This is a genomic window from Tateyamaria sp. (assembly GCF_039940735.1).
Taxonomy (GTDB): Bacteria; Pseudomonadota; Alphaproteobacteria; order Rhodobacterales; family Rhodobacteraceae; genus Tateyamaria.
The window spans coordinates 1-18,884 of the sequence record NZ_JBDVGB010000015.1 but is presented as its reverse complement, the minus strand read 5'-3'; the positions used below and the strand labels follow the sequence as shown (position 1 = coordinate 18,884).

Here is an 18,884-nt window from a genome sequence, read left to right as displayed (position 1 = left end):
TTCACCGCTTGCTTGCCTCGCTATAAGCGGTACGAACAAGCGGGCAACGCCCCCAGAGCGGTCGAGGACAAGAATGAGCAAAAAGAACCATGACGCGGATGTCGCCTTTATTCAGGCACTGGCAGAGCTGCTGCGCGAAAATGATCTGACGGAATTGCAGGTCAAACGGGAATACGGCGAAGACGACAGCCTGAATGTACGCGTGTCGCGCCATATGGCCCAACACGTTTCTGCCGCGCAAACAGTGGCAGTTGCCGCCGCACCTGCCCCAGCTGCAGCACCGATTGCCGCAGCCTCAGCGCCAGCCGCCGCAGCAGCACCAGCTGACCCAGCCGATGATCCCGGTGCTGTGCCCTCGCCCATGGTTGGCACTGTGTATTTGCAGGCCGAACCCGATGCGCCGTCCTTCATCAGCGTCGGTCAAAGCGTCAACGAAGGCGACACGTTGTTGATCGTCGAGGCGATGAAAACGATGAACCACATCCCCGCCCCACGGGCCGGTACAATCAAGCGCATCCTCGTAGATGACGGGGCAGCGGTCGAATTTGGCACGCCTCTGGTCATCCTCGAATAAAGGGCTGACAATGTTCAAGAAAATCCTGATTGCCAACCGCGGAGAGATCGCGTTGCGCGTCATCCGTGCGGCCCGCGAAATGGGTATTGCCACTGTGGCGGTGCACTCCACCGCAGATGCTGATGCCATGCACGTGCGTATGGCCGACGAATCCGTTTGCATCGGCCCGCCCGCGTCGGCGCAGTCTTACCTTAGCTTTCCGGCGATCATTTCGGCGTGCGAAGTCACCGGCGCCGAGGCGATCCACCCCGGTTATGGTTTCCTGTCCGAAAACGCACAATTTGTGCAAATCGTTGAAGACCACGGCCTGACATTCATCGGCCCAACGGCTGAACACATCCGTACCATGGGCGACAAGATCACGGCCAAGGACACGATGAAAGCCCTTGGCGTGCCTTGTGTGCCCGGATCCGACGGTGGCGTGCCCACATTGGAAGAAGCCAAAGCGTTGGGCGCCGAGATGGGCTATCCCGTCATCATCAAAGCCACCGCCGGCGGCGGCGGGCGTGGGATGAAAGTTGCGCAAACCGCAGCCGACATGGAAAGCGCATTTCTGACGGCCCGTTCTGAATCGAAAGCGGCCTTTGGCAACGACGAAGTCTATATCGAAAAATACCTGACCACACCGCGCCACATCGAAGTGCAGGTGTTTGGTGATGGCAAAGGGCGCGCTGTGCACTTGGGCGAACGCGATTGTTCATTGCAACGGCGCCACCAAAAAGTGTTCGAAGAGGCCCCTGGCCCCTGCATCAGTGCCGAAGAACGCGCGAAAATCGGCAAAGTCTGTGCCGATGCATGCGCCGCGATCAACTATACAGGCGCTGGCACCATCGAGTTCCTGTATGAAAAGGGCGAATTCTTTTTCATCGAGATGAACACCCGTCTTCAGGTGGAACATCCCGTGACCGAGGCGATCTTTGGCGTTGATCTTGTGCGCGAACAAATCCGCGTTGCATCCGGTATGGACATGACGTTCCAACAAGATGACCTAACGATCAACGGCCACTCAATCGAAGTGCGCCTGAACGCCGAAAAACTGCCGAGCTTTTCGCCCTGTCCCGGTCGGATCACGCAATACCACGCCCCCGGCGGGTTGGGTGTGCGTGTGGATTCAGCGCTTTATGATGGGTATTCAATTCCGCCCTATTACGACAGCTTGATCGGGAAGCTGATCGTGCACGGTCGTGACCGGGCCGAAGCGCTCGCGCGGTTGAACCGCGCCTTGGGAGAGCTGATCATCGACGGTGTGGATACCACAGTGCCGTTGTTTCACGCTTTATTGGCCGAACAGGATATCCATACCGGAGATTACAATATCCACTGGTTGGAACATTGGTTGGAGACCAACCTTACCTGATACGCACCAACGGTTTGCTTGATAATCAGCCACTTAACAGGGATGCAACGGCGCGTTAATTCGGCGCCGTTGCCATTCTTTACCAAGGCATGCGTGCACAGGGGTTGGATCAAGGCCGCAGGCTGTTTACGGTCCAGACAGGCCTGCACGTTTTTTGTGCGGGCAAGGTGACTTATATGACGGACCTCACACTGACGCCTGACTTGCTGTTACAAGGGTATGCCGCTGGTATTTTCCCCATGGCTGAATCGCGCGATGACCCCGAAGTCTTCTGGGTTGATCCGAAAATGCGCGGTGTGTTGCCTTTGGACGGGTTCCACATGTCGCGATCCTTGGCGCGCGCGATGCGGCGCAGCCCTTGGACGTTGCGGTTGAACAATGACTTTACAGGCGTCGTGGATGGCTGTGCAGATCGCGCGGACACGTGGATAAACACGGAAATCTACGATCTTTACGCGGCCTTACACGACAACGGTTATGCGCATTCGATCGAAATCTGGGACGGGCCCGCGTTGGTGGGTGGTGTCTATGGCGTGTCTCTAGGGGCTGCGTTCTTTGGCGAAAGCATGTTCTCACGCGCGACAAACGCATCAAAAATGGCGCTCGCCGCTGCGGTCGACCACCTTGGGCGCGCTGGCTTCATGCTGTTTGATACGCAATTTATCACACCGCATCTTTCCAGCCTTGGCGCTGTAGAAATCAAGCGGTCGCGTTATCATCAACAGTTAGAACAAGCCGTGCGCTCATATGGGCGTTTTGACGCGTTGCCCGCCGCCACGCTTCAGGACGTAGTACAGCGCATGACCCACACGTCATAACGCGCGTGTTCCATCGCGCTTAGCGCCGGGGCCGAGGCGATCATCCAGCCAGAAAACACAGCGCCAGTGCGCCCGATTTCAGAGATCTGCAAACCCGCATAGGCATTGCCAGACGGGTTACCTGCCGGATAGCGACATTCGGTCAACGTGATGTTCAGCCGCTCAAAGCGCACCGTGCTGCCTGCTGGCAATTCGATGTCCACCACCCTGCCGCTGAACTTATCAAGACCGCGCAAGACAGCCCCGGAGGCACTGTTGGTTTGTTGTTGGGCGACGGCTGCGCCGCACATGCCAAATGCGATCAGCGTGCTTAAGGCGAACCGCCGCATCATTCTGAATCGCCTCCAGAGACGAATTTCAGCAGCAACGAAATCAAACTAACCGCCCCTTGGGTGTCTAGGATTTCGTCGCCCGGTCCAAAATAGAACGGCGAGCCGCCGGGTACAATTTCGACAAAATTTCCGCCCAGCAACCCTTCGGAGCTGATGATGATCGAACTGTCGTCGGGCACTTTGGTTGTGCTGCGCAAAGACACTGTGGTGTCGGCGCGGTAAGTTTCGGCATTCAGCGCTACATCGGTGACAGAGCCGATCTTAACGCCCGCAAGGCGCACATCGGTGCCAACATTAACGCCTTCAAGGCTGCGAAAACTAGCCGTCAGCGGATAATCAGAGCTACCGCCGCTACCCACACCGGCCACTTGCGCACCATAGATGGCAAAGCCGATGGCGGCCGCCAAAACGACGCCGCCGACCAGAACTTCGGAGGTATTTTCTGCCATGACGCGGCCAGCCTTATTCGGGAGACCAGGCTTCGTAGTCTGCCCGATCCGCTGGTTTGGCGTGCCTAATCGAACCCGCCGGGGCATAGGCCATGGCCGTGCCTGTCAGATTGGGTTGGTGCGGTTTTTCCCACTCTTTGCGGGCAAGTGGTTTTTCGGTCGGCGGCTCGTCCCAAGTGCGGTGCAGCCAGCCATGCCATTCAGGGTCAACCCGCGAGGCTTCGGCTTCGCCATTGAATATGACCCAGCGCTTTGCATCATCTTGGGTTTTAAAGAACCTGTTGCCTTGGGCATCCTCGCCCACTTTCACGCCTTTGCGCCACGTAAACAGTTGGGTGTTGAGCGTCTGCCCATCCCACCACGTCACGGCCCGCAAGAGAGAATTGAAAATACCCATGGTTCGCCTCCGAAGGTTTCTTTTGTCTATGCCGCATCGCGCAGGCGACGTCCAGAGGACTCGCAGTCGCGGGTGCTGATCTAGGTGGGCAAAAGTGCGGTGACTTCAATTTCGATACGGAATTGCGGGGCCAGCAAGGCGCATGAGATCATCGTGGCGGCAGGCGGATTCGCGCCAAAGGTTTGTTCCAGCATCTCCCAACAGGGTTCGAATTCGTCCGGGTCTGGTAGCATATAGGTGACACGCACCACATCGGCCCAGTCGGCCCCGGCCTTTTGCAAAGCGGTGTGGATGGTGTTGAGCGCATCAGCGCATTGTTCGGTGACCGTGTCGCCCTGCCCTACGGTGCCTGCGACATGCACCCAGCCCCCAGCGACAACCGCACGGCAATAGCCAACTTTGGCCTCAAAGGCCCCGCCAGAAGAAATACGTTTGATCATTTTTGGACCTTTGCTGATGGCGCAGCCAAGCTACGCCTTACGTTAAAGTTATTCCTTCGTCATTTGCGACGAAAAAAGGCGGACCTGAGGTCCGCCTTACTTATTAGGTTCATCGCCATGATGCCGTTAGCCTGCTGATGCTGGTTCTTTTTCCGCATCGGCATGGATCATCAGCGGTGCTGCATCCGAATTCACAGCTTCTTCATTGACGACAACTTCGGTGACCGATTCAAGACCCGGTAATTCGAACATCGTATCCAGCAGGATATCTTCTAGGATCGAGCGCAGGCCACGTGCACCAGTTTTCCGTTCGATCGCCCGTTTGGCGATGGCGCTTAGCGCGTCTTCGGTGAAGTTGAGTTCGGTATCTTCCAGTTCGAAGAGGCGTTGGTATTGTTTAACCAGCGCGTTCTTGGGTTGCGTCAGGATCGTGACAAGCGCGTCTTCGTCCAAGTCTTCGAGTGTCGCCAGAACCGGCAAACGGCCAACGAATTCGGGGATAAGACCGAATTTCAGCAAATCCTCTGGTTCGAGATCCGTAAAGATTTCGCCAACGCCGCGCGCATCACTGTCGCGCACATCCGCACCAAAGCCCATCGCCGAGCCTTTGCCACGCGCCGCAATGATTTTGTCCAGACCGGCAAAAGCACCACCACAGATGAATAAGATGTTGGTCGTATCGACTTGCAGGAATTCCTGCTGCGGATGCTTGCGCCCGCCTTGTGGCGGCACAGACGCGACGGTGCCTTCCATCAGTTTCAGCAGTGCCTGCTGCACACCCTCACCCGATACGTCGCGGGTGATCGAAGGGTTTTCAGACTTGCGCGTGATTTTGTCGACTTCGTCGATGTAAACGATACCGCGTTGTGCCCGTTCAACATTGTATTCCGAGCTTTGCAGCAACTTGAGGATGATATTTTCCACATCCTCACCCACGTAACCTGCTTCGGTCAAAGTGGTCGCATCCGCCATTGTAAACGGCACATCCAAGATACGCGCCAGCGTTTGTGCCAGCAGCGTTTTACCGCACCCCGTTGGGCCCATCAGCAGAATATTGGATTTCGCCAGTTCAATGTCGCCGCCGTTTTTCTGGGCGTGGTTCAGACGCTTGTAGTGGTTGTGTACAGCAACCGACAGCACGCGTTTGGCTGTGGCCTGACCGATCACATAGTCGTCAAGCACACCGCAAATGTCGCGCGGCGTTGGGACGCCTTCCGTGGACTTAAGGCCGGAGGCTTTGGTTTCCTCGCGGATGATGTCCATGCACAGTTCAACGCATTCATCGCAGATGAACACGGTGGGGCCCGCAATCAATTTGCGCACCTCATGCTGACTTTTTCCGCAGAAACTGCAGTAAAGCGTGTTTTTGCTGTCGCCGCCCGATGTCGTGGCCATATCGCGTCCTTCCCGGCAGATGCCGCAATTTACAGTGCCGAACCGTCTTCGGCATGTCCCCCGCGTTTGGTCTCAGCTTAGGGCAGGCCTGCGGGGGCCACAATCGTCTTTTTATCATTCGCCGGCATCACCTAGCGTCCGATGTGCGTGCATGCCCAAAGCTTGATCTTTGGGCATGCTGTCATGCGCTTAGGCCTCTTCGTCGTCCTTGACGCGGTTTGCCACGATCTCGTCGATGTGACCCCAGTCTTTGGCCTCTTCCGGGGTCATCCAGGTGTCACGATCCAACGCCTTTTGCACAGTTTCGTAATCCTGCCCCGCATGTTTGACATACATCTGATAAAGCCGTTCCCGCGTGCGTTCGATGTGCCGAGCAGAGATCAACATATCTGTCGCCATGCCGCGCGACCCACCCGAAGGCTGGTGCACCATCACTTCGGCGTTGGGTAATGCAAACCGCATCCCCGGCTCGCCACCGATAGCAATCACAGAGCCCATCGACGCAGCCATACCACAGATCAGAGTCGACACTTTGGGTTTAATGTATTGCATGGTGTCATAAATCGCCAAACCTGCGGTCACCTCGCCGCCGGGCGAGTTGACATACATGCTGATTTCCTTGGATGGGTTTTCCGCCTCAAGGTGCAACAATTGTGCGACGATCAAATGGCTCATTCCCGAATGAATCGGGCCATTGATAAAAATGATCCGCTCTTTCAGCAGCCGCGAAAAGATGTCGTAAGCCCGTTCGCCACGGCTGGTTTGCTCCACAACCATGGGCACTAAGTTGTTGGTAAAATTCGCATATTCGTCAATGGGGTCGCGCATGAGCTTCTGCCTCGTCAAAGATTTGCGAGACCATACCCGCAAACTGGTTACTTGAGTCTTAGTATCGCCGCGATGGAGCCGCAAGAGCACGCTGACGCTTGAAACAGCTATCGTGTCAACGCGCGTGATGATCCAGCGACGTTTTGCTAACAATTTTAAAGAGAAACGCATGCCCCCAAGCCAACCACGGGACGCATCACTTTATGTGACACCCGCCAAAGGCCCGGGGACATGCGCAGATTGCGATCAATTAAGTTCGCTTTATTTCAGACAGTTAGAGATAGAAGCTGCCATATTCGTCAGCAATTGCCCGTAAAGGTCCGGACCGACTTCCAGCGTCGCGCCCAAGGGGTCAACTTCGCCCAACTTGACCTCACCCAACGCGTCCAGAATAGCCGGATTAAATTGTGGTTCCGTCAAAGCGCAGACAGCGCCAAGACTTGCCACTTTGTCGCGGAGTTCGGACACACGTGCAGCACTTGGTGCGGCTGCGTCAGTCGCCGAGATCGCACCAACAGCTTCGACATCAAAGCGGTGTTCGAAATAGTGGTAGGCGTCATGAAACACCACAAAGGGTCGTCCACGGATAGGCCCGACAATTGCCTCAACCTCATCCGTCAATTCATTGATACTATTTGAAAACGCGGCCGCATTTCTTGCGTATTCCGCAGCATTATCTGGGTCCATCACCGACAGTTCATCCGCGATTACAGCTGCCCAAGCACGGGCGTTTTCTGGGTCCAACCATGCATGTGGATCGACGACTTCAGCGTGGTCATCGTGATCGTCGTGGTCATCACCGTGGTCATCATGATCGTCGTGGTCATCACCGTGGTCATCATGATCGTCGTGATCATCGCCATGGTCATCAAGATCGTCGTGATCATCGCCATGGTCATCATGGTCGTCGTGATCATCGCCGCCGTGCCCATGATCGTGATCATCGGCTTCGAACGTTGCCCCATCACGCACTTCTAATACCTGCGTTTCAGGACGGGCCAATAAATCCAACGCCGTTGCGTCGCCTGCAAGGCTTTCGATCGATCCTTCCAACCATGGAGAAAGGCCACTTCCCATCCAAAAGACCAAATCAGCCTGATCCAATGCGCGCGCTTCAGATGGGCGCATGCTGTAACCATGGGGCGACGCGCCGGGGGGCACGATCAAGTCTGGTTGACCCAACTCACCCATCACCGCCGCCACAATCGAGTGCACAGGCGCAATATCCACTGACACACGCGGCACCTCGGCCCATGCGCCATTTGCACACACGCCAAAAATCACAACCAGATTCCGCATTCCCATCTCCATTCCTAATTCCAATGCAGGCTTGCTAAGTGTTATGGTATAACATATCAATGCCAAAAGTTATGCTGCCCCAGGAAGGCGTTCCATGTCCGCTTTAGGCTTTGAAGCCCATGATCACGCGCGTTGCGTCAGTGGCACGCTTGCGCAGGCCGAGGCCTATTGCGCAGAAAACAAACTGAAACTCACACCAATCCGGCGGCGCGCGCTTGAGCTGCTTTTGGCGGAACATCGCGCGCTTGGGGCGTATGACTTGCTGGCTTTGCTGGCCAAGGATGGGTTGGGCACTGCCCCGCCGGTTGCCTACCGCGCGCTCGATTTTCTGACCTCTGCAGGGTTTGCGCACAAGATCGAAGGTTTGAACGCATACATCGCCTGCGCCCATACGGGCGGCGATCATGCCCCTGCATTCCTAATTTGCACCCAATGCAGATCCGTCGCCGAGATCGAGACTGGAAATAGCCAAGGCCGGCTGGACGAAGCGGCACGCAGCGCCGGTTTTGCAATCAAACACACCGTGATCGAAGCTTTGGGCTTGTGCCCAAGATGCCAGTCGGATGCCACATGCGCCTAATCACAGCGACCAACCTCAGCCTGCAACAAGCGGGCAAAACCGTTATGCGCGACGTAAATATGCACATCGACCGAGGCGAGATTGTGACTTTGGTCGGGCCAAATGGATCGGGAAAATCGACACTCGTCAAAGGCTTAATTGGCGCACTCAACCCATCACAAGGCAGTGTTGAAACCGCGCACGGCCTGCGCGTTGGCTATGTGCCGCAAACGCTTCATATGGATGGGCTGCTGCCACTGACTGTCAGCCGCTTCCTTTGCCTGCCTCACCGTCACAGCTTTGAAGCGATGGCGCGCGCGTTGAACGAAGCCGGTGTACCGGATTTGGCGCAAACCCAAATGCGTTCTCTTTCAGGGGGACAATTTCAGCGTGTGCTGTTGGCCCGGGCCCTGCTCATTTCACCTGATATTTTGATCCTCGATGAGGCGACACAAGGCCTTGATCAACCCGGCGCCGCTGATTTCTACCGCAAGATCGCCCATGTGCGCAGTCACCTGAACTGTGCAGTGCTGATGGTCAGCCATGATTTACACGTTGTGATGGCCGCCTCGGACCGGGTGTTGTGCCTGAATGGCCATGTGTGCTGCGAAGGAACGCCGGACGTGGTGCAAGACGCGCCGGAATATCGGGCACTTTTTGGTGCTGGCAGCAATGGCGCTTTTGCTATTTATCGGCATGAACACGATCACAATCACCACGACCACAAAGATGGGCCTCACGATGCTTGACGATTTTTTGGTGCGCGCGGGCTTGGCCGGGGTCGGCACATCGCTTGCGGCAGCACCTTTGGGCTGTTTCGTGGTGTGGCGCCGGATGGCCTACTTTGGCGATGCAACGGCCCATGCTGCCCTGTTGGGCGTGGCACTTTCACTGGCGTTTCAGGGGCCGATCATGTTGGGCGTATTGGCCGCAGCACTGCTGATGGCCCTTTTGGTCCAAAGCTTGTCCGGTCGCGGTTTGGCCGAAGACACACTGCTGGGCGTTCTGGCCCACGCATCCCTTGCCATCGGGCTTGTGGCTGTGTCCTTTCTGTCAGGGGCACGGCTGGATCTGATGGGGTACCTTTTTGGCGACATTCTGGCAGTTACAGTCTCTGATCTGGCGTTGATCTGGGGCGGTGCGGTTGCGGTCATCGCCTTGTTGGCATGGCGCTGGCAACGATTGCTGACAGCCACGCTGAACCCTGATCTTGCGCAGGCCAGCGGGATTTCATCACGCACCGAACAATTGGTGTTGACTGTCGCGCTGGCCCTGACTGTGGCTGTCGCAATCAAAGCCGTCGGCGCATTGCTGATCGGGGCATTGCTGATCATCCCACCCGCAGCCGCACGCCCTCTCGCGCGCACGCCCGAAGCCATGGCCTTGATAACTGCTGTATTTGGCAGCCTATCTGCGATTGCAGGTCTGGCCGCATCATTCCATTTCGATACGCCAACAGGCCCCACAATTGTGTGCGCTGCCGCAGCTATGTTTTGCATAACGGCCCTTGCAGCACGTGTGAAGATCAAGCGCTAAGCATATATGATCATTTAGGACTTTGGGCAAAACTTTTGGACGCGACAGCCTTTGGGACATCACTGCCCCGCTGTTTCACAACACAACTTTGAACGTGTGATTTTGCGCTTGTTTGCGTCAGGTTTTTCCTTGTAGTTTCGCCGGCGCTCAACATTGAATAAAACTTCGTTCCTCGGGATAATTTATGACTTTTCCTGATGCGGCGTTAACGCCGCCGATCCGTTCATATTGTCTCTTCCCCCCGCATTGTTACGTCCTTCAAGCGCCGTTATCCTAGCCTGTAGCGATCCGTCCAAAAACACAGCCGCCTTGATCGGTAGCATATCGATGGCTTCCACGTTTCCTGTGTCGCCTTTCATCGGAGCCGCACAAGCAGAACGATTGCTAGACCACCTGCGTCCGGGTTTGGTTGTTGTCGATGACGCCGCATGTGCCGTGGCAACGGCCGCCTTTGCCACAGGTTGGCAGGTTGCATTGCTGAAGGACGACATGACGCTGGACATCATCGCAAAAAGCAGGCGCGCAGATGTCACCGAATACGAAGAAAATATCGCCCTTTTGCTGCAAACATCCGGTACGACGCGTGAGCCAAAGCTGGTCGGGTTGACCCGCGAAAATCTGCAAGCCTCATTTGACGGGGTAAGCGACGCGTTGACGCTGAGCCCCGAGGACCGCACCCTGACGTTGATGCCACTGACACATATACATGGCATCGTCGCCGTCCTTGGCGCAAGCCTGCCGGTCGATGCCAAAGTTGGGATTATCCCGCCACGCGACCCCGAAGCGTTTTGGGCCAGTATTGCCAAGGTTCAGCCGACCTGACTTTCGATGGTGCCGACATTGCTGCAAAGTATCCTTGCCAAGGCCCCCACCGAACGCCCCGCAGCACTTGCGCATTTGCGTTTTATCCGCACGTCATCGTCCGCACTGCCCGCCAGTTTACGTGCAAAAGCCGAAGCCTATTTCGGTGTGCCAGTCCTCGAAGCCTATGGGATGACCGAAGCCAGTCACCAGATTGCGAGCGCGCGCATTGACGCCACGCGCCCCGGCGCCGTTGGCCCCGCCAGTCGAAATGTCGACATCAGTTTACGCCATGCGATGGTTCTCGGGTTGCGTCGGAGGTCATCGGCGAAGTCTGCGTGAGGGGACCAAACGTCATAAAAGAATACATCTGGTCCAATGATGCCAATGCGGCCGCCTTTCACGGCGATTGGTTTCGCACCGGCGATCTTGGCACGTTAGCCGAGGACGGACGGATCAAACTAACGGGGCGGATCAAAGAGCAAATCAACAGAGGCGGCGCAACTCTTTCGCCTGTCGACATTGAGGATGCGATTTTACAGCACCAGACGTGGCCGAAGCCGTCGTCTTTCCCCTGCCCCATGGCACTTTGGGCGAAGAAGTCGCAGCTTTAGTGGTGCCCGTTTTGGGACGCGACATTTCTGTCGCCGCCCTTCAATCGCAATTGTCAAAAGCGCTTGATTTCGAGCATTGCCCCAAGTTCATCTTTTTCGCCAAAGGTCTGCCCAAGCAAGCAAGCTCTGGCAAGGTCAGCTGGACAGCGATTGCAAAAGTTTATGCAACAAAGGCCCAAACACAGGCCACCGCACCATCGACACCGGCCGGAACAGACGGCAACATCGCGCAGTTGTTGCAGATCGCTTCGGACATTTTGGGGCGTACCGACATCGCAGCGGATACTTCCCTGTTTGCTTGCGGCTTGACCTCTCTCGAAGTTTTTCGACTGTGCGCACATGTCGAACGGACGTTTGGAACACGCCTGGCGCCTACAGATGTGCTAAGCGCGCCGACTTGCCGCGCATTGGCGCAAAAAGTCACCTTGAAACATTCGACGCCGCAAGACCAAATACACACCGCTCAAGCGCATGTTGGTCCGATGCTCAAAGCGATCGCGATACGCCAAAACACGTCCCAAGCGGTGATGTCGAACATGGCGACCCTTGTGATTGATGTGCCAACATCTGTTACCGAACAAGCGATCCAGTCCGCATGGGATACAGTGTGCGCAACCCACCCCATGCTGCGTGCTAAACCCAATATAGCCGCGGAAAACGTAACGCTTGGCACCGCCGCTGCACCTGTCTTGATCCTGCGCCAAACCAAAACCACATTGGCGAAACTGCAATCCGATACAGACGCGCTACTGCACCTTCTTGCGCCACAAAGAAAGGCGTTAGTGCAGCCCTTTTTGGTGACCTGCGGGGATGGCGTGCGTTGCCTTGTCGTCTTGATCCATCAATTCATCGCGGACGGTTTTGCCCATCACATTCTTGTCCGACAGTTGAACGCGACCCTTGCGGGCCAAACGCTGCCTAATACGGACACACATTTGGAATTGTGCCGCGGCGATATCGACCCGCAAATGGCAGTGCCTATGGACACGATTGCACCGCTGAACCCGGGCCAGCAGGCGGACTTTCGCACCCTTTACGCCCCTATGCCGAATGACACCTGGGATCAGATAAGCAATGTCGCGCAAACCTCTGACACGACGCCGTTTGCGATTGGGCTGGCTGCGTTTTCACACCTGTTAGAACGCCTGTCTGGCCGCGCATTTCCTGTTTGCTTTGCTTTGCAAAAGCGACAAACGATCCAAGACTTTGACGCCATCGGGAACGCCACGCGGCCACGTTTCACCCAGACACAAGCCAAGGATGGCACGCTTGCCAACTGTGCAAGCGCGCTGCTTGGCGAAATTTTATCTGACACCAAACACGAGGCCGTTCCGCATCCCGACAGCACGCCGTGCTGGTTCGAGATCGCAAATGAAGGGGCAAGCCTTGTCAGGATGCAGGGCAAAGAAACCGGGCTTTTGCGTGTGCTGGCCGTCAAAACTGTGGATCCCGGGCAACCCGGTATCGAGCTGTCGATCTGCCCTGAAACCGCCTATCAGGCCGGCACATTTGCTTTGCACTATGATCGCAACCTTTTGACCCAAGATCAGGCGCAGGCCATGCTTGACGGGTTTGTGTGTCTTTTGACCCATGCGTTATCCGCACCGGATGCCCCGCTGGCGACGCTGCCAACGACACCCAAAGCTGAGCCATTGCCGATCTGGCCAACGGCCAAGCCGAACCGATTTGGCGCGATTTCGTCTGACTTTGAACAACTGTGCAAAGACCAGCCCCAAGGCGCGCGCGGTGCGCACTGCGGCCCGCGACATGACTGATGCGGATTTGCAAAGCACCGTGCAAAGTTTAAGCGATCTGTTTGCAAAACATGTCGGAAAACACAGCTTGCGCGGTGCTATCATTGCGGGACGCACAGATTTCGCCGCCCAGTCGCAAGTCGCCGTCTTGGCAGGCTTTCTGGCCGCACAAAACATGCGCGCGATCTGCATGCCGATCGGGGCGCAAACACCAAGGTAGCAATGTGCTTCCGATTTGACCGAACTGGGAATCGATATTGCCGTCGGATTGCTTGATGATCCAAGGCTGTGAGCAATGATGCCGTATCTCACTTCCCGTTACAAAAGAGTGCGCGGGATAGTGCGCATGGCAAGGCGGTTTTGCCAATTGTGCCATAAAGGCTGGCGCTTCGTCACCGTCGTAATAGGCCCACCAAGCCAAGAACCAGATCATCAATTGGCGTGGGAAGCATTTGGTCGTTCCTGTGAGCAATCGCTCTTTTTTACATGTGGCAGTTATATCGACATACCTAACGGGAAATAACTCATCCGAACTGTTGGGCACTACTTTTCGCAAATCTCGTTACGCGTTTTGCGGAAAACACATGTAACCATCTATTGAGCAACCCACCCTGCGGTTTGGATTGGATTTGTCATAGGTGGAATCACCTAATTGCTTTGAGTATCGACAAAAACAAAATGAAAGACAAAATATGACGTATTGGTTTCGCTCGCATCCCAACGCCAAAAGGCAAGGTCTTCTATTCGCGACGCGCAACCCAAATCACCCATCGAAAGCCAAGGGACGCGCTACGCTCGCTGTGGCCTCCCTCCGGCTCCGGCCTCCGTCATCCCGCTGGCACCAAGCCAATCATGCACGAACATCCGAACTGGCCAATTTGGTTCGGTTGGACAATCGGTCAGCAGATCGGAAAGCACTGCAAACAGGGTGTGTCCGCACTAACATGGCCCATATATGCGCGTCATTTTCCCTTTTACATGTCAGCGACAGGTCAGGCGATTTGTAAACCTTAGCACCAGTTCAGCGGCGCTAGATCGTACCCCGGTGTCAAAGATGTTACGTTGCACGACCCAAAGTGGGGCAGCCCGTCGTCAAAGACGCATCCCTTAAGGATTGGCTGCCCCAAAAAGCCCAACGATCAGAGCAAATCGATATCTGCCAGCAAACCAACAGTCGACGTCACCCCGTTCAGCGTCAGGCTGTCACCGTTATCAAAGTCAAACACCAAATTGTCGTTCTGAACGCTGGTCAGCGTATTCAGTCGACCTTGGGTTAGCGCACCGTTCCAAAGCCCTGCGTCGATATCAAGCTCGTCGGTGCCCAAGTTGAAGTCCGTGATCACGTCATCATCGATGTTACGCGCCAACACGAACGTATCCGCCCCAGCACCACCAGCCAACGTATCATCGCCACCACCCGCATTGATCGTGTCATTGCCGTTGCCGCCAACCACAAAATCATTGCCGAACTGGTCCTGATCATTGTCGAACCACCGATCATTTCCGTTGCCAAGGAAAGCCCGGTCAGCACCGTTGCCGCCTGCGACGGTGTCAGCACCGTCGCCACCTTCGATCGTGTCGTTCTGATTGCCACCAAACAACACGTCATTGCCAAGCCGCCCTTGCAGCAAATCATTGCCGTCCTGCCCTTCAAAGCGGTCATTGCCAGCGCCACCACTGATGGTGTCATTGCCGCCATTGGCAAGAACCGTGTCCGCGCCATTCGCACCACCCTGCGCGTTGTCGATAAACAGGTCATTGTCATCGCCCAAGAATGCGATGTCGCGCCCATCACCGCCATAAACGGTGTCGTTGCCTGTGCCCGCGCCGATCGAGTCGTTATTCGAGCCGCCAAAAATAATATCGTTGCCGTTGCCTCCAAACAAATCGTCGTTGCCGCCCTCACCAAAAAGCCGGTCATTGCCAGCACCGCCAAAGATCGTATCGGCACCCAAGCCGCCATTTAGGTCATTGTTTCCGATGTTGCCTGCAAGTCGGTTGGCGCTACTTGTGCCCGCTACGTCGGTGTCGGCTACTCCGGTCAATTGGGCGCCCTCAAACGTGCCCAACAAGGACGCTGCGCCAAGGTCGATCGACAGTCGGCTTACGATTGTGTCGAAATCCGCAGCGGTGCCGCCGCTTTCATCCACGACATCGAAACGATCGATGTGGTAAACGTCATCGCCCGCGCCGCCAACAAGTGTATCTAGACCGCCGCCGCCAATAAGCGTGTCATTGCCGCTGCCAGCAAGAATGACGTCATCGCCGTTGCCGCCTTGGGCAAGGTCATCGCCCGCCCCCCCCAACAAGCCCATCATCGCCATTGCCACCGATCAGGCTGTCATTGCCGCTGTTGCCTTCGATTTGATCGTTGCCATTGCCACCAATCAATACATCATCACCCACGTCCTGAACGGCGTTGGGTACGGTCAGCGACACGGCAACCTCTGTCGCACCGGTGTCCGAGGCCACAAGGACGACTTCGATCACGTCACCAGCCGTCGTCGACAGCCCGTTCACGACCAGATCGTATCGCAACCCAAGTGGGGTGATCGCAAATTCCGTATCATCAAGTGTCCGTTGCAGCACGCCGTTCACGCGAATTTCAAGCCGATCCACTTCACTCGTGGCAACGGGAGACCCGGTGATGCCTGCAGTCAGCGTGCTGGGGGTCAGCACCTGAATTGCACTGTCATTGAGAAGCCCGTCATCGACCAGATCGAGTTGTGGTAAATCCACGTCAGTTCCAAGGCCGATAGAGTTGATCGTGGCATTCAGACCGTTTGGATCGATCAGCGTGGCCACTTCGTCGGCAAAGCTTCCGCCCAAAAGGTTTTCTCCGTCAGACAGGAAGTAGACGACATTCTCGCCTTCGCCGGCGTTGTTCAGCCCAGTGATGGTGGTTTGTAACGCTGCTTCGAAATTTGTTCCGCCATCGACGCGCAGGCTGCTCAAGGCATTGTCGATCCCAAAGAGAGCGGTGCCGTCAAAAAAGACACTGGACGCATCGTCGAATATCACCACCGAGCCGTCGGAAGATCCAAAACCAGCATCCACAATCGAGCTATTGAGGGCCTGAAACGCCGCAATAGTGCCATCAAGTAGCGTGTTACTGCTTCCGTCACCGTTGAGATCCCCGACCGTTTCAGTGCCGACAAACTGGTCTAACATTGATCCTGAGATATCGATCACATAGACAATGTTGAATTCACTACTTTCTGCTGGCCTGCGGTTGATGACGCCTGAAATCTCGATGGTCGAGCCGTTGTTACTATCAGGCAGGGTGACCGTCAGGGCGAGGTCCTGACCGGTTTCCGTGATTGTCTCGACGTTGGATCCGGTTTGGCTTTGATCGCCGTCGCCTCGGATGACGTCGTCTCCGTCGCCCCCAGTGATCACGTCACTGCCACCTTCACCGTTCAACGTATCATCGCCATCAATACCGACGATCTCGTCGTCGCCACCTAGGCCATTGATCTCATCATCGCACAAAGTCCCAACAAGAACATCCGCGACTTCGGTTCCAACAATCGGCCCGTCGTCGGCGTCGACCTGAAAAATCGTGATCGAATCTTCGAATTCGCCGGTGACGGCAACAAAGCCTTGCCCGTCCACCTCGAAAAATTCGGCTTCGATGATGCCGTTCAACGCAAGAGACACGTCATCGCTATCAAAGACACTGTCGAGCAAAGTCAGATCGCCATCTGTGCCGATCTCGAAGTAGCTGACTCCATCACTGTTCTGGCCCGTCACAACCAGGAAATTTGTCCCGTTGAAAGTAAAGGTGTCAATGTCGCGCGCGCCGTCAAGCGCTAAGGTGCTATCGTTGGCTATATTGCCGATGTTGGTCGACGTTCCGTTGGAGTCTAGCTCGAAGATGGAGATCCCGTCATCGGTATTGCCCGCAACATAGATATAGGCGGTCCCGCCGATAACGATCGACGCAACGCCAGACGCACCATTGAGTTCCAACGTTGTATTGTCCGCAATGCTAGAGCGTAAAAGCAGGGTCCCAGACGCAGTCAGTTCAAAAACGGTGAGCGCATCGTCGAAGTCGCCAGTCGCCAGTCGCCAAAACAAATGTCGTATTTCCGATCTGCACTGACTCCGTATCGTAGACGCCGTTTAGACCAAGGCCCAACGCTGCGCTGTCGTCCACGTTAAAAGTACTTGTCAGCTGGCCGTCATTTCCAATTTGAAAGACACTGATACCGTCATCGTTAAAGCCATGAACGATCAGGAATTCAGCGCCACCAGCTGTGGCTATCGTAAATTCGCCAAAGTTGTTGTCTAATTCCAATATGGCATCGTCGACGATTAGCTGAACTTCGGAAAGGGTGCCGTCTGGTGCCAGCTCAAGAACACGCACCGTATCCTCGCCCGAGCCCCCGACGTAGACATACACAGTGCCATTGATGAGCGTTGTGGCAAGCGCAAAGGGGTTGGAAAAAAGGTGCCCGTGAAAGAGGGCGAGTTTGCGTCGAAAGTGCTAACAAGGTCCAATGTACCGTCGGAAAACGCTTCGAAAACAGAGACGTTTCTAGCGGACTCGGAGGTAACGTAGACGAACGTGCGATCCCCAACGCTTTGCGAAGTGATGCCCGCTGCGCTGTTCAGGGTTACGCTGTCTGCAATGGTTTGGGTCAAAATAAGTTCGGTCGTCATGAAAGCCCTCAAGCTTTGAAATGTTACACTAAATTACGAAAAATAACCTAGGCAAAAGGAATACCCGTCAGAGTTTTCTCAATGCTCGCTATTTTGGGCGGGAATTAAATGAAGTAAAAAGAAACAGCCGAACCCAAATCGCAACTCAATCACATTTAGTAACGTTTTCCTGTTCGCCTGAAGGACTTGAATGTCAAACCTTCACTTCAGAAATGTCACCTTGTCAAAGATGCAGATGCGACATTCAACTCTATGTCTCTTTTGGGATTTCTTCAGCTCACTTTTTCGATGCGACCTAGCGGACTTGTTGCGCCATATGAGGTGCCCGTAGTTTACTAGACACCTACTTTTCCAGTTTGAGCCGTCTTTGTTCGAAGTCAACGGGCGACAGCATTCCGTTGTTCGTATGAGCGCCAATGTTGTACGGTCTCAGTGCATCACACCGGATTGAATTCGGCCTGTGTCCGTCAAAGACCGGAACACACACATATAGAACTGGATGCTGATTAAATGACCCTTACATCCCTCTTACGCGCGAACATTGCGGCTTTTGAAGCTGCGTCTAAGGCTCCTGAAGGCATCGTGACGCCGCCCCCCGAAGAAACCACTGCCATCGTTGGAGGGACCTCCGTAGCGGATACGAGCAGCTCAGATACTGAGGGCAACGAAGGTGATGAAGGCGACGAAGCCGCAATGGCCTTTATCTCAGGTGGGTTTGCCTGCGGAGCTGACGGCGGATGGGATGACGGCGACGCCTGCGGTGCCGACGCCTGTGCCATCGATGCCGGAGGAGCCAATAGCAGCGATGATCTTGAAGATGTCATCGGTGCCGACCTCGGGGCTGGCGTGGACGATCTCGACGTCTAAGCCACTGGCCGCCTGACAGGATTGGGCAATGATCCGCAAGGGTTGTGCCCAAGCCAAGGCCTTTGAAACAACAAAGCCGCCCTTCGGGGCGGCTTTTTCATTTTGTTGTGACAATTGAGCGATCTTCACCGTCTTGTTCTCAGTGCTGAAAGAAAACTCAAGGAGACAATCAAATTCCAAATGGTGGGTGAAATGGGGG

Annotated in this window: 20 protein-coding genes and 1 pseudogene; 11 read left to right on the top strand and 10 right to left on the bottom strand. The window is 55.5% G+C overall.

Translation table 11 applies throughout. The features are described from left to right. The first annotated feature begins 73 nt into the window (after positions 1-73). From accB to aat, 3 genes are all read left to right on the top strand, one after another. A complete protein-coding gene (accB, locus tag ABJF76_RS02730) occupies positions 74-574 on the top strand; it encodes an acetyl-CoA carboxylase biotin carboxyl carrier protein (protein ID WP_413820734.1) in 501 nt (166 codons plus the stop codon). A gap of 10 nt (positions 575-584) precedes the next feature. Next, the gene (gene accC, locus ABJF76_RS02725; protein WP_413820735.1) at positions 585-1,931 is read left to right on the top strand and encodes an acetyl-CoA carboxylase biotin carboxylase subunit; all 1,347 of its coding nucleotides are present in this window, start codon (positions 585-587) and stop codon (positions 1,929-1,931) included. Positions 1,932-2,107: 176 nt separating this feature from the next. Beyond that, a complete protein-coding gene (aat, locus tag ABJF76_RS02720) occupies positions 2,108-2,749 on the top strand; it encodes a leucyl/phenylalanyl-tRNA--protein transferase (protein ID WP_413820736.1) in 642 nt (213 codons plus the stop codon). Here the strand turns inward: aat and ABJF76_RS02715 are convergent. From ABJF76_RS02715 to ABJF76_RS02685, 7 genes are all read right to left on the bottom strand, one after another. Beyond that, entirely contained in the window at positions 2,713-3,081 is a 369-nt protein-coding gene (locus ABJF76_RS02715; protein ID WP_413820737.1) for a DUF2155 domain-containing protein, read from the bottom strand. The genes aat and ABJF76_RS02715 overlap by 37 nt on opposite strands. Continuing rightward, entirely contained in the window at positions 3,078-3,530 is a 453-nt protein-coding gene (gene mlaD, locus ABJF76_RS02710) for an outer membrane lipid asymmetry maintenance protein MlaD (RefSeq protein WP_413820738.1), read from the bottom strand. The genes ABJF76_RS02715 and mlaD overlap by 4 nt, the downstream gene beginning before the upstream one ends. Before the next feature lie 13 nt (positions 3,531-3,543). Then, positions 3,544-3,927: an NADH:ubiquinone oxidoreductase subunit NDUFA12 gene (locus ABJF76_RS02705; RefSeq protein ID WP_413820739.1), complete on the bottom strand. Its 384-nt coding sequence runs from the start codon at positions 3,925-3,927 to the stop codon at positions 3,544-3,546. A gap of 80 nt (positions 3,928-4,007) precedes the next feature. Next, the gene (locus ABJF76_RS02700; protein ID WP_413820740.1) at positions 4,008-4,367 is read right to left on the bottom strand and encodes a RidA family protein; all 360 of its coding nucleotides are present in this window, start codon (positions 4,365-4,367) and stop codon (positions 4,008-4,010) included. Between the two features lie 126 nt (positions 4,368-4,493). Further along, a complete protein-coding gene (clpX, locus tag ABJF76_RS02695) occupies positions 4,494-5,762 on the bottom strand; it encodes an ATP-dependent Clp protease ATP-binding subunit ClpX (protein ID WP_413820741.1) in 1,269 nt (422 codons plus the stop codon). 189 nt (positions 5,763-5,951) lie between these two features. Then, positions 5,952-6,590 carry an ATP-dependent Clp protease proteolytic subunit gene (locus ABJF76_RS02690; RefSeq protein WP_413820742.1) on the bottom strand — a complete coding sequence of 213 codons (639 nt, stop codon included), beginning with the start codon at positions 6,588-6,590 and terminating at the stop codon, positions 5,952-5,954. A 261-nt stretch (positions 6,591-6,851) separates the two neighbouring features. After that, complete coding sequence (locus tag ABJF76_RS02685) at positions 6,852-7,889, bottom strand: zinc ABC transporter substrate-binding protein (RefSeq protein ID WP_413822503.1); 1,038 nt, start codon at positions 7,887-7,889, stop codon at positions 6,852-6,854. Between the two features lie 94 nt (positions 7,890-7,983). On the opposite strand from ABJF76_RS02685, the gene ABJF76_RS02680 reads away from it, so the two are divergent. The 7 genes and pseudogenes from ABJF76_RS02680 (at position 7,984) to ABJF76_RS02650 (ending at position 13,373) form a co-directional block, all read left to right on the top strand. Beyond that, positions 7,984-8,469 carry a transcriptional repressor gene (locus ABJF76_RS02680; protein WP_413820744.1) on the top strand — a complete coding sequence of 162 codons (486 nt, stop codon included), beginning with the start codon at positions 7,984-7,986 and terminating at the stop codon, positions 8,467-8,469. Further along, entirely contained in the window at positions 8,460-9,197 is a 738-nt protein-coding gene (locus ABJF76_RS02675) for a metal ABC transporter ATP-binding protein (protein ID WP_413820745.1), read from the top strand. The genes ABJF76_RS02680 and ABJF76_RS02675 overlap by 10 nt, the downstream gene beginning before the upstream one ends. Next, positions 9,190-9,984 (top strand): metal ABC transporter permease, encoded by a 795-nt coding sequence (locus ABJF76_RS02670; protein WP_413820764.1) that lies wholly within the window; start codon positions 9,190-9,192, stop codon positions 9,982-9,984. The genes ABJF76_RS02675 and ABJF76_RS02670 overlap by 8 nt, the downstream gene beginning before the upstream one ends. Before the next feature lie 327 nt (positions 9,985-10,311). After that, positions 10,312-11,127: pseudogene (locus ABJF76_RS02665) on the top strand (AMP-binding protein). Beyond that, on the top strand, positions 11,124-11,399 hold the full coding sequence (locus tag ABJF76_RS02660) for a hypothetical protein (protein WP_413820746.1): 276 nt from the start codon (positions 11,124-11,126) through the stop codon (positions 11,397-11,399). Before ABJF76_RS02665 ends, ABJF76_RS02660 begins: the two are co-directional and overlap by 4 nt. Further along, positions 11,336-13,174: a phosphopantetheine-binding protein gene (locus ABJF76_RS02655; RefSeq protein WP_413820747.1), complete on the top strand. Its 1,839-nt coding sequence runs from the start codon at positions 11,336-11,338 to the stop codon at positions 13,172-13,174. Before ABJF76_RS02660 ends, ABJF76_RS02655 begins: the two co-directional genes overlap by 64 nt. Beyond that, entirely contained in the window at positions 13,146-13,373 is a 228-nt protein-coding gene (locus ABJF76_RS02650; protein WP_413820748.1) for a hypothetical protein, read from the top strand. The genes ABJF76_RS02655 and ABJF76_RS02650 overlap by 29 nt, the downstream gene beginning before the upstream one ends. Positions 13,374-14,292: 919 nt before the next feature. Here the strand turns inward: ABJF76_RS02650 and ABJF76_RS02645 are convergent. The 3 genes from ABJF76_RS02645 to ABJF76_RS02635 are packed head-to-tail and all read right to left on the bottom strand — an operon-like array spanning position 14,293 to position 17,558. After that, positions 14,293-15,477, bottom strand: a complete 1,185-nt coding sequence (locus tag ABJF76_RS02645; RefSeq protein WP_413822502.1) for a calcium-binding protein — start codon at positions 15,475-15,477, stop codon at positions 14,293-14,295. Further along, the gene (locus tag ABJF76_RS02640; RefSeq protein ID WP_413820750.1) at positions 15,440-17,233 is read right to left on the bottom strand and encodes a beta-propeller fold lactonase family protein; all 1,794 of its coding nucleotides are present in this window, start codon (positions 17,231-17,233) and stop codon (positions 15,440-15,442) included. The genes ABJF76_RS02645 and ABJF76_RS02640 overlap by 38 nt, the downstream gene beginning before the upstream one ends. Then, positions 17,181-17,558 (bottom strand): hypothetical protein, encoded by a 378-nt coding sequence (locus tag ABJF76_RS02635; RefSeq protein WP_413822501.1) that lies wholly within the window; start codon positions 17,556-17,558, stop codon positions 17,181-17,183. Before ABJF76_RS02635 ends, ABJF76_RS02640 begins: the two co-directional genes overlap by 53 nt. A gap of 770 nt (positions 17,559-18,328) precedes the next feature. On the opposite strand from ABJF76_RS02635, the gene ABJF76_RS02630 reads away from it, so the two are divergent. Further along, positions 18,329-18,685 (top strand): hypothetical protein, encoded by a 357-nt coding sequence (locus ABJF76_RS02630; RefSeq protein WP_413820752.1) that lies wholly within the window; start codon positions 18,329-18,331, stop codon positions 18,683-18,685. Positions 18,686-18,884 lie beyond the last annotated feature (199 nt).

Excerpts from the sequence above, each read along its gene's own strand:
- accB (WP_413820734.1), top strand. The coding sequence starts at position 74 with ATGAGCAAAAAGAACCATGACGCGGATGTCGCCTTTATTCAGGCACTG.
- accC (WP_413820735.1), top strand. The coding sequence starts at position 585 with ATGTTCAAGAAAATCCTGATTGCCAACCGCGGAGAGATCGCGTTGCGC.
- aat (WP_413820736.1), top strand. The coding sequence starts at position 2,108 with ATGACGGACCTCACACTGACGCCTGACTTGCTGTTACAAGGGTATGCC.
- ABJF76_RS02715 (WP_413820737.1), bottom strand. The coding sequence starts at position 3,081 with ATGATGCGGCGGTTCGCCTTAAGCACGCTGATCGCATTTGGCATGTGC.
- mlaD (WP_413820738.1), bottom strand. The coding sequence starts at position 3,530 with ATGGCAGAAAATACCTCCGAAGTTCTGGTCGGCGGCGTCGTTTTGGCG.
- ABJF76_RS02705 (WP_413820739.1), bottom strand. The coding sequence starts at position 3,927 with ATGGGTATTTTCAATTCTCTCTTGCGGGCCGTGACGTGGTGGGATGGG.
- ABJF76_RS02700 (WP_413820740.1), bottom strand. The coding sequence starts at position 4,367 with ATGATCAAACGTATTTCTTCTGGCGGGGCCTTTGAGGCCAAAGTTGGC.
- clpX (WP_413820741.1), bottom strand. The coding sequence starts at position 5,762 with ATGGCCACGACATCGGGCGGCGACAGCAAAAACACGCTTTACTGCAGT.
- ABJF76_RS02690 (WP_413820742.1), bottom strand. The coding sequence starts at position 6,590 with ATGCGCGACCCCATTGACGAATATGCGAATTTTACCAACAACTTAGTG.
- ABJF76_RS02685 (WP_413822503.1), bottom strand. The coding sequence starts at position 7,889 with ATGCGGAATCTGGTTGTGATTTTTGGCGTGTGTGCAAATGGCGCATGG.
- ABJF76_RS02680 (WP_413820744.1), top strand. The coding sequence starts at position 7,984 with ATGTCCGCTTTAGGCTTTGAAGCCCATGATCACGCGCGTTGCGTCAGT.
- ABJF76_RS02675 (WP_413820745.1), top strand. The coding sequence starts at position 8,460 with ATGCGCCTAATCACAGCGACCAACCTCAGCCTGCAACAAGCGGGCAAA.
- ABJF76_RS02670 (WP_413820764.1), top strand. The coding sequence starts at position 9,190 with ATGCTTGACGATTTTTTGGTGCGCGCGGGCTTGGCCGGGGTCGGCACA.
- ABJF76_RS02645 (WP_413822502.1), bottom strand. The coding sequence starts at position 15,477 with ATGGCGATGATGGGCTTGTTGGGGGGGGCGGGCGATGACCTTGCCCAA.
- ABJF76_RS02630 (WP_413820752.1), top strand. The coding sequence starts at position 18,329 with ATGACCCTTACATCCCTCTTACGCGCGAACATTGCGGCTTTTGAAGCT.